The organism is Gilliamella sp. X-46, from assembly GCF_057063525.1.
Genome location: NZ_JBXSQH010000004.1, coordinates 43,352 through 59,856 on the forward strand (window position 1 = coordinate 43,352; position 16,505 = coordinate 59,856).

The 16,505-nt window shown below is 36.0% G+C and carries 20 protein-coding genes; 4 read left to right on the plus strand and 16 right to left on the minus strand.

Annotated elements, in window-relative coordinates:
• Window positions 1-128 precede the first annotated feature (128 nt).
• Window positions 129-464, plus strand: a complete 336-nt coding sequence (locus ACYIAJ_RS05175; RefSeq protein WP_483559727.1) for a zinc ribbon domain-containing protein YjdM — start codon at window positions 129-131, stop codon at window positions 462-464.
• Window positions 465-639: 175 nt separating this feature from the next.
• Here the strand turns inward: ACYIAJ_RS05175 and fliR are convergent, their stop codons facing one another.
• From fliR to fliF, 13 genes are all read right to left on the minus strand, one after another.
• A complete protein-coding gene (fliR, locus tag ACYIAJ_RS05180; protein ID WP_483559729.1) occupies window positions 640-1,434 on the minus strand; it encodes a flagellar biosynthetic protein FliR in 795 nt (264 codons plus the stop codon).
• A gap of 5 nt (window positions 1,435-1,439) precedes the next feature.
• Entirely contained in the window at window positions 1,440-1,709 is a 270-nt protein-coding gene (gene fliQ, locus ACYIAJ_RS05185; RefSeq protein WP_091347846.1) for a flagellar biosynthesis protein FliQ, read from the minus strand.
• 8 nt (window positions 1,710-1,717) lie between these two features.
• Entirely contained in the window at window positions 1,718-2,440 is a 723-nt protein-coding gene (gene fliP / locus ACYIAJ_RS05190) for a flagellar type III secretion system pore protein FliP (protein WP_483559817.1), read from the minus strand.
• A gap of 21 nt (window positions 2,441-2,461) precedes the next feature.
• Entirely contained in the window at window positions 2,462-2,899 is a 438-nt protein-coding gene (fliO, locus tag ACYIAJ_RS05195) for a flagellar biosynthetic protein FliO (protein WP_483559731.1), read from the minus strand.
• The gene (fliN, locus tag ACYIAJ_RS05200) at window positions 2,899-3,279 is read right to left on the minus strand and encodes a flagellar motor switch protein FliN (protein WP_483559733.1); all 381 of its coding nucleotides are present in this window, start codon (window positions 3,277-3,279) and stop codon (window positions 2,899-2,901) included. Before fliN ends, fliO begins: the two co-directional genes overlap by 1 nt.
• The gene (gene fliM / locus ACYIAJ_RS05205) at window positions 3,272-4,333 is read right to left on the minus strand and encodes a flagellar motor switch protein FliM (protein WP_483559734.1); all 1,062 of its coding nucleotides are present in this window, start codon (window positions 4,331-4,333) and stop codon (window positions 3,272-3,274) included. Before fliM ends, fliN begins: the two co-directional genes overlap by 8 nt.
• Window positions 4,334-4,338: 5 nt before the next feature.
• Window positions 4,339-4,806, minus strand: coding sequence for a flagellar basal body-associated FliL family protein (locus tag ACYIAJ_RS05210; protein ID WP_483559736.1), 468 nt, complete (start codon window positions 4,804-4,806; stop codon window positions 4,339-4,341).
• A 180-nt stretch (window positions 4,807-4,986) separates the two neighbouring features.
• A complete protein-coding gene (locus ACYIAJ_RS05215) occupies window positions 4,987-6,171 on the minus strand; it encodes a flagellar hook-length control protein FliK (protein WP_483559737.1) in 1,185 nt (394 codons plus the stop codon).
• Window positions 6,161-6,622, minus strand: coding sequence for a flagellar export protein FliJ (gene fliJ, locus ACYIAJ_RS05220; RefSeq protein ID WP_091347862.1), 462 nt, complete (start codon window positions 6,620-6,622; stop codon window positions 6,161-6,163). Before fliJ ends, ACYIAJ_RS05215 begins: the two co-directional genes overlap by 11 nt.
• A gap of 12 nt (window positions 6,623-6,634) precedes the next feature.
• Entirely contained in the window at window positions 6,635-7,978 is a 1,344-nt protein-coding gene (gene fliI, locus ACYIAJ_RS05225; protein ID WP_483559819.1) for a flagellar protein export ATPase FliI, read from the minus strand.
• Between the two features lie 31 nt (window positions 7,979-8,009).
• Window positions 8,010-8,798, minus strand: a complete 789-nt coding sequence (locus ACYIAJ_RS05230) for a flagellar assembly protein FliH (RefSeq protein ID WP_483559739.1) — start codon at window positions 8,796-8,798, stop codon at window positions 8,010-8,012.
• Complete coding sequence (fliG, locus tag ACYIAJ_RS05235; protein ID WP_483559741.1) at window positions 8,785-9,783, minus strand: flagellar motor switch protein FliG; 999 nt, start codon at window positions 9,781-9,783, stop codon at window positions 8,785-8,787. The genes ACYIAJ_RS05230 and fliG overlap by 14 nt, the downstream gene beginning before the upstream one ends.
• Entirely contained in the window at window positions 9,780-11,498 is a 1,719-nt protein-coding gene (fliF, locus tag ACYIAJ_RS05240; protein ID WP_483559742.1) for a flagellar basal-body MS-ring/collar protein FliF, read from the minus strand. The genes fliG and fliF overlap by 4 nt, the downstream gene beginning before the upstream one ends.
• Window positions 11,499-11,672: 174 nt before the next feature.
• On the opposite strand from fliF, the gene fliE reads away from it, so the two are divergent.
• Window positions 11,673-11,984: a flagellar hook-basal body complex protein FliE gene (gene fliE / locus ACYIAJ_RS05245; protein ID WP_483559744.1), complete on the plus strand. Its 312-nt coding sequence runs from the start codon at window positions 11,673-11,675 to the stop codon at window positions 11,982-11,984.
• Between the two features lie 138 nt (window positions 11,985-12,122).
• Here fliE and fliT read toward each other — a convergent pair whose 3' ends face one another.
• Genes fliT through fliD form a run of 3 tightly spaced genes read right to left on the minus strand, consistent with a single transcriptional unit; the run spans window position 12,123 to window position 14,306 of the window.
• Entirely contained in the window at window positions 12,123-12,470 is a 348-nt protein-coding gene (gene fliT, locus ACYIAJ_RS05250; protein WP_483559746.1) for a flagellar protein FliT, read from the minus strand.
• A 12-nt stretch (window positions 12,471-12,482) separates the two neighbouring features.
• Window positions 12,483-12,866, minus strand: coding sequence for a flagellar export chaperone FliS (gene fliS, locus ACYIAJ_RS05255; protein ID WP_483559748.1), 384 nt, complete (start codon window positions 12,864-12,866; stop codon window positions 12,483-12,485).
• A 6-nt stretch (window positions 12,867-12,872) separates the two neighbouring features.
• Window positions 12,873-14,306 (minus strand): flagellar filament capping protein FliD, encoded by a 1,434-nt coding sequence (gene fliD, locus ACYIAJ_RS05260; RefSeq protein ID WP_483559750.1) that lies wholly within the window; start codon window positions 14,304-14,306, stop codon window positions 12,873-12,875.
• Window positions 14,307-14,643: 337 nt separating this feature from the next.
• Between fliD and ACYIAJ_RS05265 the strand changes: the two genes are divergently transcribed.
• Entirely contained in the window at window positions 14,644-15,456 is an 813-nt protein-coding gene (locus ACYIAJ_RS05265) for a flagellin N-terminal helical domain-containing protein (protein WP_483559752.1), read from the plus strand.
• A gap of 177 nt (window positions 15,457-15,633) precedes the next feature.
• Complete coding sequence (locus ACYIAJ_RS05270; RefSeq protein WP_483559754.1) at window positions 15,634-16,350, plus strand: RNA polymerase sigma factor FliA; 717 nt, start codon at window positions 15,634-15,636, stop codon at window positions 16,348-16,350.
• Window positions 16,351-16,505 lie beyond the last annotated feature (155 nt).

A 16,505-nucleotide genomic window follows, 5' to 3' on the forward strand; every position in this document is an offset into this window, starting at 1 on the left:
GGTTTGATGCTGGTGTTAGGGTTGTGTATAAAAACGTTTAATGGAAACTTGACGGTGAGTGCTATGACTTAATAGCATTTTTTGCTATAGTAAACGCCATTTTATTTAATTTGGAAGAATAATAACCCATGGAATCTATACCTAATTGCCCTGCTTGCCAATCAGAACATACTTATCACGATGGCACCTTTTATGTTTGCCCTGAATGCGCACACGAGTGGGATCCAAACGAAGTTGTGGCTTCTGACGATGGATTACAAGTTAAAGACAGTAACGGTAATTTACTGACTGATGGTGATGATATTATTTTGATCAAAGATCTTAAATTAAAAGGCTCATCAACTGTCCTAAAAAAAGGTGCCAAAGCTAAAGGTATCCGTTTAGTCGAAGGCGATCACGAAATCGATTGTAAAGTTGACGGCATGAAAATTATGCTAAAAGCCTGCTTTGTTAAAAAGGCTTAATAAAAACAACAAGTTAAATACTGTATCAATGTGGATTTATCGGCATTGATATAAGTATTTTTAGACATAACAACTTAATATGATTTATTACCAATAAAAAACGGTCAGGAAAGGCATTGATTTTATTGAAGTTTTTATTTTTAGCTTTTTCTTTTAATTCAATACGTTATCAACATCATCCCTTCAAATACCACAGCACGCTCGAAACCCTTTCAAACATTTGTTCAAAAACAAACTCGGCAAATGCCGGTAGAGTTGTCATTAAGTAAGTAAGCATAAATAACCCTAATAATAAGGTTGCTGGATAGCCGACAACAAATATTGATAGCTGTGGTGTCATTCGGTTAAGTAGCCCTAGTGATATATTGACAATTAATAGTAAGGTCATTAAAGGCAAGGCTAGCATAATGCCGTTGATAAATAGTAGTTTGCTGACATCAAGCACTACCAAATAACCATTTGCCTGTAATGACATTAGCCCTATGGGAATAATTTCGAAGCTGTTTGATATGCCATATAACAACCATAAATGGCCATCAAAATGCAAAAACATTAATAACGCAATGACGTTGATTAGGCGCGATAATACCGATGTCGCTGGCCCACCGATGGGGTCAAAAAAGGTCGCCATCCCTAGCCCCATTTGCATTCCAATTAATTCACCTGCAAACCGCATCGCCATAAATGCCAACTGCATGGTAAATCCAATCACTGCGCCGATCATAATTTGTTGAGCGATGATCACAATTCCCATTAAGGAGTAAATTTTGATGTTGTCATCAAGAGGGGAAGATGGCAATAAAATAGTAATCAGTAATGCTAGACCAATTTTGACACGGTTGGGGATTTCTTTTTCGCCCAAGAGGGGAGCGGTCATGATGAGTGCTAAAATACGAACAAAGGGGAAAAACCCATCCCGAATCAAAGAAAAGAAGTCAATATTAAGTAAAACGTTAATGTCAAAATCCATTATCTTTAACGCGTTAAATTAGGTATATCGGTAATGACGATTTGGAGATAGTCAATCATGGTCGATAGCATTGTTGGCCCCCATAGGATTAACACGACAATTACTGCGATGATTTTGGGTATAAACGATAATGTCATTTCGTTTATTTGTGTTGCTGCTTGTAATAAGCTAATAATGAGCCCAGTGACTAACGCTGCTAGCAGTATTGGCCCTGCTAGCGAAGCGGCAACTTTTATGGCTTGTATTGCTAAGGTACTTATGTATTCTGGCGACATGATATGACTCAACTAAAAAAGCTTTGCGCTAGCGATCCGAGCAATAGATGCCATCCATCGGCCAATACAAATAGCATTAATTTAAATGGTAGAGATACGGTTGCTGGTGGTACCATCATCATACCTAATGCCATAAGTGTGCTGGCAACCACAAGGTCGATCACTAAAAAGGGAATAAAAATAGTAAAGCCAATTTGAAATGCTGTTTTTAATTCACTGACAACAAAAGCGGGGACAAGAACTTTTAAGGGAATGTCGTCACGTGTTTGGATGTCATTGATGTGGGACATATTAACAAATAGTGCTAGGTCGTTTTCTCGCGTTTGGGTGAGCATAAATTGTTGTAATGGTTTGCTTGCTTTGCTTAAACCTTCTTGCATGGTGATTTGGTTTTGTGAATAGGGGATATACGCATCTTGATAAATGTTGTCAATAACGGGCGACATAATAAAAAAGGTCATAAAAAGCGCTATCCCTAAAATGACTTGATTAGGCGGCGCCGATTGTGTGCCAAGCGCGTTGCGTAGCAGTCCTAATACTATAATGATGCGCGTAAAGCTGGTCATCAAGAGTAATATAGCAGGGATAAAAGTAAGTAAGGTTAAAAAGACAAGTGTTTCAACTGGCAATGACCAAGCTTGTCCACTGCTGAGCGGTTGTGCTATGTCTGGTAATACCGGTGTTTGAGCATAACTTGGTAAGCTAAACAACAATAAGCTTAGCACAATCATTAAATTTGACCGCACTTGGTGTTACTCCTTTTTGGTTTTTAGCGCAGATTGTAATATCTGTTGAAATGTGTTACTTGATGGCAATTTTTTACTTACCTCACTTTGCGAAAATAGCTTTTGAGTGCGCTGTTCATCAATGGTGTGAAGTAATGTCATTTGTTGTGGCGTCACCCCAACCACTAATAGCTGGTTATCAACGTGAACCACTATAATGCGTTCTTTTGGCGTAATGTTGTATGTGGCTTTGACATCGATCCATTGATGGGTCTTTTTTTTCCAACCCATTCGTTTAGCTAACCAAGCTAGCAACAATATAAAACCGATGACAACAATGAGCATTAGCCCCATGGATGTCCCCACTTCAGTATAAATATTCAATTCAGAAGAAGGAGACGATAAAGTGTTGGTGCTGGTTGCACCAATTACAGGTTGAGCTAAATGGGGGGGTTCGATTGCCATTAGCGACTCAATCTTCTTACACGTTCTGCTGGAGTAATAATGTCGGTAATGCGTACACCATAATTATCAGCAACAACCACAATTTCGCCCTGAGCAATTAAGTAGCCGTTAATTAATATATCTAATGGCTCACCAACCTGACCATCTAAGGCAATAACCGATCCTTGCGTTAAATTTAATAAATCTTTAATGGCCATTTTTGTTCGGCCTAGTTCAACGCTCAAATTTACGGGGATATCAAGAATCAGGTTAATATCGTTTTTTTTATCTTCTGTTTGTTGTGGCGATAGCGTTTCAAAAATAGCGTTTTGGGCAATAAGTTCGTCGCTATTTAGGCTAGTAGATTGTTTGTCGTCACTATTTTGTTTGATATCAGTCATTAAAAACTCCTTCATTCAATTGCTCTAATACAGGGTTAATGACCTGTTCGACTTGAATTGCATATTGTTTGTTCGTTTTACCATAATGTCCTGTTACTATCGGCACTCCACCTACAGTAACATCAAGATTTGTAGGTTTTTCGATCATTAAGACATCATTGGTCTTTAGGGCTAATAATTTATCTACGGTTGTATGAATAGTGGCAAAATTAGCCACTAATTCGACCTCTGATTGCTTGATTCCGCTGGTTAGTGAGCTCATCCAAACTTTATCATCTTGATAAGTTTGTTGCTCAATCGGCGGCTTGATAAGAAGCTCTTTGATGGGTTCGACCATAGAATAAGGAATACAAACGCAGAAGGTTGCTTTGCTATTACCAACTTCGACTTTAAAGTTACTTGTTAAGACAATATCATCAGGTGAATTAGTAATATTGGTAAATTTACTTTGTATTTCAGATCGAACATATTCGGTTTCAATCGCATAGACATCCACCCATGATTTTTGGTAAATGATTAATGCTAATTCTAAGACTTTTTTAATGATCTGTTGTTCAGTGTGGGTAAATTCTCGCCCTTCTGTTTCGATTTGAGTTGAATGCCCATCACCACCAAATAAAGAATCCACAATAATAAAAACCAATTCTGGCGAAAATGAAAACAAGCTTGTGCCTCTTAATGGGTTAAGGTGCACGAGATTTAAATAAGTTGCCGATGACATATCCGAAAAATCTTTAAACGTAAGCGGCTCAATGGGTGAAGCAATCACGTCGGTATTGCGGCGTAATCGGTTAAATAAACCAATTCGAAATTGCCGAGCAAAACGTTCATTAATGATTTCTAACGCAGTTAAACGCTCAGGAATAAAGCGATGTTTGACAGATAGATCATAAGGTTTTACATCGGGAGATTTTTCCAATGTAGGTACATTAAATGAAGAATCAAAATTTGAATTCTTTTTAGGATTTTCTTTTGTTGTTGATGAATAATCTAAGATTTGTTCCTTGTTATCATACTCATCAACACTCGCTGTTGATTCATGCTTATCAGACATGTTAATCACCGTATAATAAAATCAGTAAATAGCACTTCATCAATCTTTACAAAATGCTTTGCATTATATTGTCGTGATAAGGCATTTTTTATCTGTTCTTGTAAATCAATTTTACCTATTTCTTGCTTCAGAGTATTAACATACTGTTTTGAAGTTAAAAGCAGAACGTTATTTCTTACTTCGGGTAAATAATCTAATAGTACTGTTTTTTGATTTTCATTCGCTACGCGCAAAACGACACCAATATAAAGGGTTTTGTTGATGTCTAGATGTTCTTCCGAAGCGGGTAATGAAATAGTAAATGGTTTTAATGTTATAAATACAGGGGATGTGACTTCGGGCTCTTCAGGCTCTTTAGTTGTGTTTTGTGAACTATTTTGAAACCATAAATAAGCTGCGACGCCTATCGCTAATAGCGTAATAAGAATAAGAACTAAATTTACAATACTTGATTTTTTTTTTGTTGTTGGCATATTTATTCTTGTCTCTATAATATTTTAAAGGATCTATAATCCATTTAGTTGCTATAGTGGCAAGAATGATAGATCATATTTTTAAAATCGATTTGAAGAATAGGCAATAAAACATCACCTATTTAAGCGCTTTACTTTATTTAGATTTAAAAATTGACCAATAAATAACGATTTTAATCGTTAAGCAAGAATACTAAGCCCTGATCTAAGTGAGCGATGTTCTAATAAGATTGGTTCCATATGCTCATCGGTTGCATCAAGCGATATCACCTTCTGTGATTGGTTATTTTGGGATTGTTGGTGCATGGCTGATTGCTGCGAATCGTTCATCATTGAAAAATCACCAATATTAGCTTGTTCTAGTGTGATGCCTTGATCTTCTAATGATACCTTTAAAAAAGGCAATGCTGATTCTAACATACCTTTAACAACATGATGAGCTGCCATCATGTGGAGGTTCATTTTATCATCATTCATTTCAAGTTTAATGTGCAATGCACCTAATTCTTGTGGATGTAATTTTATTTCGGCAGTTTGAATGCTTTGGCGGTTAAACATAATAATTTGTTCAGCTAATGATGTTTGCCATTGTGTGATATTTACTTGCGTTGGCAAGTGTATTGACGTTGTAGCTAATGTTGTACTCGCATGCGTTGGCGATAATAACAGGCTTTGTCCATTATTGGTATTATTTGTCAAAAATGAGTCTTGATTTGTGTTCATGATGGCATCTTTATTGCGATTAGTGGTAATAAATTGACTTTGAAAAGTCGCCATTTTGTGCATCATATTATTAGCATATTGCTTATGGCTTGTTGGATTTGCATTAAAATTAATGTCATCGTCAATTGTTGATACTTGTTGATGAGCAAGTCCCGATTTTGCTTCTTTTTTATTTGTTAATGATATAACGTCGTTTTGCGAGGTTACGTTATTAATTAAGTTTTCGCTGTCATAAATAGAAGAAAGTAACTGGGTTGCCTGCTCATTGATTGGTTTTTCTGGTAATAAATTATCCAATAAATCACTATGTAAATCGGTCGTTACCAATGGAGTTTGTTCGATTGATGTATCGCTATGTTGTGCACCACCAATCAAAGCTAAATTTGTTTGTTCTGGCGTTGCTATATTAAAAGGGTGAATAGCTGTGATAACTATATCGACATCGTTGCCGTTTTCTTCGTGTGCATCATCAGTTCTACCTAATTTTGTGTTAAGGGTTTGTTTGCCTTGTTCTGTTTGATTTTCACTGAGTCGCAATAATTGTTGAAAGCCATCATTATCGTTAGCCATCACATCTGTTTCAACAAGTTCTGACTGACGTGAAGAGGTCAGGTTCAAATCATTAATCAGATTAATATTCATTTAATATTCTCCTTGCTAATTGTAGCTGTGCAAATTCATCTGTCAGTTTTTGTTGTAAACGATTTTGTTGACGTAAATACTGGTTATGCTGTTTATTTAGTAAAGTGCTATAAGTGTTTAAGCTCTTTTGTGATTGATTAAGATTTTTTATAATTTGCTTTTGTTTGATATCTAACGATAACAACAACTTTTTTTGTTGTTCGATTCCTTGCTCAATAGAAGCAATAAACAATGTAAAATTGTTTAACTCACTGCCTTTTATACCTTCAGATAAGGCTGAGTTTAATTTTTGTTGATATTCAGCATAATAATTAGTTAAGACATTAAGTTGTGATTGTGCATTTTGCTGATTTTCATTCGCTTTTTTGAGCTTTATTAAGTAATCGTCGACCGACTTTTGTGCCAGTTTTTTTAATGTGGTAAAAGCAATTTTTGATGAATTTTTATTCATTGCGCAGTGTTCCTAACGAGCTAATTGCGGTTCAACAATGGCCGCTAATTGTTGATAGGCATCTTGGTAACTGCAGTGTTCGTCAATACCTTGTTGTAAAAATTTTTGCATAGTGGGGTATAGGGTTATCGCTTTATCCAATAATGGATCAGTACCTGCTACATAAGCACCAACATTGATTAAATCGCGGTTTCGTTGAAAGCTTGAAAACAGTTGTTTAAATAATCGCGATTTTTTTTCGTCTTCTGGTGCAGTAAGTTCAGTCATTACTCGACTAATTGAGGCTTCAATATCAATGGCCGGATAGTGTCCTGACTCGGCAAGTGCTCGTGATAATACAATATGCCCATCTAAAATGGCGCGAGCAGAATCGGCAATCGGATCTTGTTGATCGTCACCTTCAGTCAATACAGTGTAAAAGGCAGTAATAGCGCCTTTGCCGCTATCATCATTGCCGGCTCTTTCAACGAGCGCAGGCAATTTTGCAAATACTGAGGGTGGATAGCCTTTAGTTGCTGGAGGCTCGCCGATTGCTAAGGCGATTTCTCGTTGTGCCATTGCATAACGTGTTAATGAGTCCATAATCAATAAAACGTTAAAACCTTGATCACGAAAGCTTTCGGCAATTCTAGTAGCATAGGCTGCGCCTTGTAAGCGCAATAAAGGAGATACATCGGCAGGAGCAGCAACAACAACAGCTCGGGCTAAGCCTTCTTCGCCTAAAATATTTTCGATAAAGTCTTTCACTTCTCGCCCCCGTTCACCAATCAAGCCAACGACGATAATGTCTGCCTGTGTGTAACGCGCCATCATACCAAGTAAAACACTTTTACCCACGCCCGATCCGGCAAATAACCCCATCCGTTGCCCTTGCCCTATGGTTAACAAAGCATTTATCGCTCTTACACCAACATCTAATACTTGGTGAATCGGTGTGCGTTGCAATGGATTAAGTGATTTGCTGGCTAACCCTGCATGTTCAATATGTTCTGGTAGTGGTTTGCCATCTAGTGGTTTACCCATGGCATCAACCACTCGCCCTAATAACCCCATGCCTACAGGCAATACTTTATGGCTAAAGTGTGTTAGATCATATTGTTCGGTGTAAACTCGTGCGCCTAATAAAATGCCGTCCGTTGATTCAAAGGGCATTAAATAAAGCGTTTGGTCGTTAAAACCAACTACTTCACATTCAACAGGCTCAATTCGCCCTTCTGTTTGCCGTTCGACCAAGCAGTTAGATCCTAATGGTAATTTTAATCCTATCGCTTCAAGAACTAATCCAGATGCTTTGACTAAACGTCCATATTGGCGAATTAAAGATAAGGACTCAAGCTTCTGTGTTGCTTGGTTAATTTTATCCGACCATGAAGAGGAGTATTTCACGTTAATGATTATCCCTTTGTAAACAGTCAGACATAATTTGCCAATGGTTATTGACACTAGCATCGATTTCATTGGTATTAGTCAAAATTTTGCACCCCCCTATTTCAATATTGGGGTCAGCAATAAGTTGCCAGCGATATTGTTGGTTTTCTTCATTTAGCATGGGTTCTAACCATTGTAAATCGGTTGGGTTAAGGTGTAACGACATAGGTTCGGACAAAATTGAACACTGTTCAACTAATGTTTGTATCGTATGAATTAACTGTTTTTGTTTTACTTTAGCAATACTGCCTACTGTTTTTTGTGCAGCAATTAACGCTAAATCAAATAATTTAGGTACGATTAACTCATCAATATCATTAATTGATTGCTGAAAATTACTGATTAAATTGGTGATAGCATGAACAGCTTTGCATTTTTCATCATTAAGTTGTTGTTCAATTTGCTTTCGCCCTTCTTGTTGCCCAAGAAGATACCCTTGTTCATAGCCCGCTCGTTTGCCTTCCTCAAAACCTGCTTCACGACCTAAATTAAACCCCTCCTGATAGGCTTGTGCTTCAACTTCTTGCTTTAGTTGTTCCAATGTTTGTTGAGTTTCAGCAAGCTCTGAGCTTACGGTGTTTAGTTCTGGTTGTGAATCCAACTCAGGTTCAAGATCAGGCTGTGATTCGTTAACCTCGGTCTGTACTATTTCGTTACTTTCGCTCTGGTTTGCTAGCGTACTTGCAGCCAAGTCACGAAAGTCTAGCGGTTTCCAGTTTAATCCATCCGGTTGGTTATACGTATTCATCATCACCACTAGTTAAAATCATTTCGCCACTTTCTGCTAATCGACGCGCAATAACCAAAATTTTCTTCTGCTCTGTTTCAACTTGTGATAAGCGCACTGGTGGTCTATTTTCAAGATCTTCGCGTAAAATCGACGCAGCACGTTGGGACATGTTGCTTAATAGTTTGTCACGTAGTGCCGTCGATGCGCCTTTTAATGCAATGATTAATACTTCATTATCGACTTCTTTAAGTAGACGTTGGATACTTCTATCATCAACTTCAACAAGATTTTCAAACAAGAACATTTCATCAATAATTTTCTGTGCAAGTTCGCCATCATAATCACGTAATGCACTGATAACCAACTCTTCTTGTTGCGATTTCATTAAGTTAATAATTTCAGCCGCTGTGCGGATTCCACCCATATTATTCAATTTGATATTTTGACCATGTAATAACGTTGATAATGACGCCGACAAGACTTTAAGTGCCGATGGCTCAACACCTCCAAAAGTGGCAATTCGCAACATAACATCATTACGTAATTCGTCATCAAATAGGTTGAGAATTTCGGCCGCTAGATCACGGTTTAAATGTACCAATATCGTTGCAATAATTTGTGGGTGCTCTTTTTTAACAAGATCAACCGCTCGTGCGGCATCAACAAAGTTTAGCATTTCAAGACCATCCGTTGCTTCTTCGCGATCAGTATTTAATAGATCATCAAGTAAGCGTTCGGTTTTTTCGCTACCAATGGATTTTTCAAGTATTGAACGTAAATATCCATCGGTATCGGTATTTAAGGTAGCACAATCATCAAGCGTGCCTTGGCACTCATTAAGTATATTTTTCAACTGTTCTTGAGACAATTGGGGCAACGACATCATTGCGCTACTAATTTGTTGTACTTCTTTCGAACTTAAATACTGCATCACTTTTGCGGCAAGTTCTTCGCCTAATACCATTAATACTGTGGCGGCTTTTTGAGATTCACTTAAATTCATTTTTCTGTGTCCTCCTTACTCATCCAACCACGAATTATCAATGCCATAACACGAGGATCTTTTTCGACAATTTTGCGGATGTATTGCTGTTGCTGCATGTTATCTTCAAATATTTTTTGTTGCTGCTTGCTGTGCGCTTTATAATCTAATTTTTCTTCAACACTAGTTGATGCATTAGTGGTTTTATCACTAAAAATGTGGTACTGCCGTTGTACTTTTATCCACAGTGAATGGAACACTTTGCGCCACAAGAACCAGATAACTAAAATGTAAATCAAGTACTTACCAGCAGTTTTAACCCCTTCGAAAAACTCATGAGTTTGCCAAAACGCTAAGCCGTTGCTTTCGTCCAATTCTTGATCGGTAAATTTTAAGTTGGCGACAGTGAGTGAATCACCTCGCAAATCCGAAAATCCCATTGCTTGGCGGGCTAATAGTTCAATATTTTTAAGTTCATCATTATCTAGCTTTACCCACTGCTCAGTGCTGGCTGGTCGTTTGTTGTCGTCAGATTCAGACTCTGCATTATCTGGCTCGATTGTGACAAATTTATAATTCACCAAAACAGCGACAGATAAGCGTTTAATTCGTCCTTCAGGTATTTTACTGTGTATAACTTGTCGGTTTACTTCAAAGTTCACAGTATTATTTGATTGTAAATTGTAAGGTTGTTGTTTATCTGCCTTTTCAGTCGATGCGGTTTTTGTTTCGTTTTCATCAATGGGTGCGCTAGATGTCGGTACAGGTTGATTAGATAGTGCACCAGGCACTCCGCCAATACCGTAGCTTTTAGTTGATTGATGGTTTTCCATTTGTTGCTTACTACGAATTGTTTGATTCGCAATATCACTATTAGGATCATAAGTTTCTGATGTCGATTCTTGTCGGCTAAAGTCGACATCGGCATTGACTTGTACTTTAACATTATTTTTACCTAAAATAGGTGTGATAATTTTTTCTACTCGCTGACGAATACTGTTTTCAATCCGCTCACTAAATTCGAGTTGAGCCACATTGGTATTTCTATCTCGGTAGCCTTCTCCGGTTAATAGGTGACCATGCTGATCAATAATGGTTACTTTATCTGCTTGTAATTCTGGCACACTACTTGAAATTAAGTGAATAATGGCATCGATTTGGCCTTGTGATAAAGTTCGCCCTGGTAGTAATGTTAATGCGACCGAAGCTGAGGGAAATTTTCGCTCGCGAACAAATAACGACGGTTTAGGCATTGCTAAGTGCACTCTCGCATCATCAATACTACTGATAATAGATATTGTTCGGGATAATTCGCCTTCTAATGCTCGCTGATAATTGATTTGTTCATTGAATTGGCTCATACCAAAGCTTTCTTTATCAAGCAATTCAAAACCGACTGATCCGCCTTTAGGTAATCCCTGTTGTGCAATACGTAAACGCGTGTCATAAACTTTGTCTTGTGGAATTAAGATAGCTGAGCCAGAAGCAGAAAATTGATAAGGAATATTCATCTTATCAAGCTGACTAATAATTTCGCCACCATCTTTATCACTTAAATTACTGAATAAAACACTATATGATTCATCTTTAGCCCATAAATAGATAAAACTAATCATCGCTATCATAATGACACCAGCAATTAACAATGCCATTTTTGTGTTTTGTTTTAACTGATTTGCAAAGGGTAACTTATTGAATAGTGATTCACCTTTGTTATTGACTGTTTGACTAGTCATAGACATCCTAATTCTAAACTATTTAGATTAACTCGGTGGTTATTATCCATGTATTTAAAAAATTCAATGGCGAGAAAAGCGTGCAGTTTTTCCCTTACTTAACCTCTTTGCTTTTTTATTTTTATGATAAATTTAACAATACATTGACAAAAAACAAAAGAAACAACTATCAAAATGAATACAATCAATATGTTAAATTCAGTTGAGCTAACACATTTAAATCAATCGGCATCCACTTCAAAAAAAACGCATGTTGCGGATAACACAAGCTTTGGTTCAGAACTAAAAACGGCTTTAGACAAGATCAGCCAACTGCAAATACAAGCAAACCAGCAATCCAAAGCATTTGAAATGGGCGATGCGGATGTTTCATTAAATGAGGTAATGGTTAATATGCAAAAATCATCGGTTTCATTGCAGTTTGGTATTCAAGTACGCAATAAACTGGTTGCAGCTTATCAAGAAATTATGAATATGAATGTCTAATTAATTGAACTCACTCGTATTAATAATACGGATGCTAAAAATTAATTACGTATTAATTGAAGTCATTGAACAGAAACCTTAGCTTGAACCTAATATAATTTACAGGGTTCAAGCCAAGCAATCCACAAACTTACATTGTTACATTAAGTTGGCTATTTTTTGATAGTTATCGATTTTATTTTGATGATCGACATGTTTACCAATCCACTCTCGAAGCTGTGAATGACGTGTCATAATCAATTGGGTTAATTGTTGTTGATAACTAAGTATGTTTTTTATATACATTCGCACAATATCTTGATGTTTCAAGGGCATGTTTTCAATTGCTGTAAAATCATCGACCAGCATAATACCTTTTGATAATTGAAGATATTTATTTTGCCAACTCAACAATAAATCCCAGTTTTCATCCCTTGCGTTAATCAACATTTGTTCAACAACATAATTAAATTGTTCGTATTGTTCTAATAATTTACTTCCTTTCATAATCACCCTTTTTTATTTTGCAATTTCTCGCCAAGATTCGGCAATATTGTTTAACAAATCGTAACAAGATTGCAGTTTTTCTTTATCGTTATGTAAATTGGCTAAAACTAACTGTTGACTAATATAGTGATAAAGACGATCTAAATTTTCTGCGATTTCCCCCCCCTTTTCTAAATCTAAACAGCCTTTAAGACCATTATCAACAATGTTAATTGCTTTAGAAATTGCTGTGCCTTTACCAGCAATATTACCTTTTTGAAGATATAAGCTCGCTAAGCGAATTGCCTGTAATGCACCATCAAATAATAATACAATCAATTGATGGGGCGAAGCTTGGCTAACACGTGTTTCTAAATTTACTTGCTCATAGGCTTTAGAACCTAACTGATACATCATTCCCCTCTATTTTTTTAAGTTTGCCATCATGTCAAATTGTGTTGTTAAATAATTACTCATACTATCTAATGAGTTAATTAAGATATCTAATTTAGTAAATTGAACTCGGTAACGTTCAACAGTTTGCTCAATAGAGCTACTTACTTGTTCATGACGTTTATCTAATGACTTTAACGTAGAATTTAAGCCATTGGTTGCCGAATCAATCATGCCATCGCTATCAATAAATCCACTCACTTTGGTAAAAACCTCATTAGCTATCCCCGTCGTTTTACCATCACCAATAAATAATGTTGCAACAGCGTCACTATTTTCATTAAGTGCCTTTTTTAGCTCATTTTCTTTGACCGTTAGCTGACCACTTTTATCCATGGTAATACCAATTTGCGACAATACTGAAAACTCGCCCGCTTGTCCTTTGGCAAAGATTGAACGAATACTCTGGTCAATATTACGTAGCGTTGAATCACCAATCAAAGGGCCATTACTACTGTTTAATTCGTTAGAGTTAGTCTCTCCTGCGGTGAATTTGGTTAGCGTTGACATGGTTGTTTGCAGTTGATTAAAGGCTTCAACCCATTCTTTAATGGCCTCTTCTGCCTTTTCGTTATCTGCACTTATGGTAAGGTTTTGGCTGGTTGTTGTGGTTGCTTTTAATGTTATATCAACACCGGCAACAACCTCTTTGACGGTATTAGAACTACTTGTGATGGCAATACCATTAAACGTCAATTTAGCATCTTGCGCTTTTGCCACTTCAGTCATATGACTATTACTAGGCTGATTAATATCAAATCCAATGATATTATTTAATTTATCATCGTCTGACGAAATTGATGTAATGGTTTGCTTTTCACCCGTTTCTTTCGAGGTAATCACTAATTGGTAATTATCTGATCCAGAACGAACAACAGCGGCATTCATTGTTGAAGGGATTTTTTTGCCATCCTCATTAATCACTTCGGCATTATTAATGGCGTTAGCTATTGCTTCTAACGATGTTTCATCTTTAGATAACGTTACATTAAGCTTGTCACCATTCGCCTGTTCAATAGTGATGGTTCGTGTTTCATTATCATTACCTAATGGCGCATTTTTGTCGTTGATTACCGATGTTGAAACACTATGCGATGTCGCCAATTGATCAACCGTCACAGCATAATCGCCTAAAACCGCTTTGCTATTTGTCTTTACTGAAAAATAATCGTTATTACCTGTCGCTATACGGCTTTGAAATAACTCTTTTTTTTGAAGTTTTGCCGTTGCTGTATTAAATGTTGTCAATGCACTTTTTAATTTACCAAAACCACTAATTTTTGCATTAATCGCTTTTTGTTGTGTGGTAATGGGTGTTAAGCGTGTTTTTTCAGCCGCTTCTAATTGCTTTAAAATTTCACCAAGATCGATTCCCGAACCTATTCCTAATGCGCTCATTGCCATGATTTAGTCTGCCTATAACAAATTATTTAATAGTTTGTATATCGGCTAACCTTGCTAAAAGTTTAGTTATCATTTCAATATTTATTTAATAAGCAATAAAGTTACTATTTTTTGCGCAAAAACAATTATTAAAAAATTAATTAATAAAATTTATAATCAAATGATTTATTTGAATATAATTGTTTTATTTTTACTAAATGGCTTTATTTTTTAAAATATAATCATTAAAAATATTAAAGTTCCTAATTTTTCTACCGATAAGTTATTCATCAGCAAAAATGTTGAAACAAATTTCAATATCTAGTTGATTTTAATGTTTATATTATCGGAGATAAAAATGGCACAAGTAATTAATACTAATACAATGTCTTTAATGGCAAAAAACAACCTAAACAATTCTCAAAGCGTTCTTAGCACATCTATCGAGCGCCTTTCATCAGGTATGCGTATTAACAGCGCAAAAGACGATGCAGCAGGTCAAGCAATCGCTAACCGTTTTTCATCAAACATCAAAGGGTTAACGCAAGCTGCTCGTAATGCAAATGATGGTATTTCACTTGCACAAACAACAGAAGGTGCATTAAACGAAATCAACAACAACGTACAACGTATTCGTGAATTAACCGTTCAAGCAGCAAATGGCACTAACTCTGAAAGCGATCTAGTATCAATTCAAAACGAAATCGATCAACGTTTAGATGAAATCGATCGTGTTTCTAAACAAACTGATTTCAATGGTTCTAAAGTATTATCTGAAGATAAAACCCTTAAAATTCAAGTAGGCGCAAACGACGGCGAAACCATTGAAATCAATTTGAAAAAAATTGATAGCACTGAACTTGGTTTAAATGCATTTAATGTATCAAGTTCACCAACAGCAGATCCATTAAAAACAATTGATGCTGCATTATCAAAAATTGATGCATTACGAGGACAACTTGGTGCGGTGCAAAACCGTTTCGAATCAACAGTAACCAACATTAACAATACTGTAAATAACCTAAGTTCTGCACGTAGCCGTATTGAAGATGCGGATTATGCAACAGAAGTATCAAACATGACTCGTGGTCAAATTTTACAACAAGCAGGTACATCTGTATTAGCACAAGCTAACCAAGTACCACAATCAGTACTTTCTTTATTACAATAATTCTGATTATCTATTTTTGATCATTCTACCTTTGTCATATAGCTATAACGGTATTTTTATAATGCCGTTATGGCTAATAATGATAATTAACTATTTTTTATCCCGTTATTCTGCCCATTAAATTCACCAACTATCGTCATAATACTGTGAAGCATTTTTATAGCATTGGTTCAAAAAATGGATAATAGCTTATATAACTCACAGGGTGTAATAAACCAAATCGATTGGAAACAATATATTCATTTGGTTCGCAATGAAGCGTTAAAATTAGCGGTTCGTTTACCTGCAACGGTTGAACTTGATGATTTATTACAAGTTGGCTATATCGGTTTATTAGACTCAATAAAACGTTATGACATCTCTCAAGGTAATACGTTTGCCACCTTTGCCATACCAAGAATTAAAGGCGCCATGCTTGATGAACTACGCAGCCGTGATTGGTTACCAAGGCAAACTCGAAAAAAAATAAAAGATGTCACAACTGCAATGAATGAATTAGAACAGAAGTTAGGTACACCACCTAATGATGAGCAAATTGCCCAATATTTACAATTGCCTATTAGTGAATACCACAAAATTTTATTAGATTCAAATACTAGCCAAATATGCTCATACGATGAAATTCATAAGAAATTGGGTGATAACATTGATTCCATTATTGAATATGAAGAAGATAATAATCCTTTTTTGACCATAATAGATGAGGAAATTCGTAATACCATTATCCGCCAAATTGAAAACTTACCAGAAAAGGAAAAACTTGTTTTATCACTTTATTACCAAGAAGATCTCAATTTAAAAGAGATCGGTAATGTAATGAATATTAGTGAATCAAGAGTGAGCCAATTGCATAGCCAAGCAATAAAAAGAATACAAAGTAAGGTTACTTTTTAGAAACAATAAAAAAAGAAATTAAATAAAGTGTAATCAATCGAAAATAAATTGAAATGATTTTTTTATTGACCTTTTCAATTTAAAAATGTAATTTTAAGCGAAAAAAAATAATTTCTTTTTTAATTTTACCTGTTTTTCGTTTTTTTACACGAAAA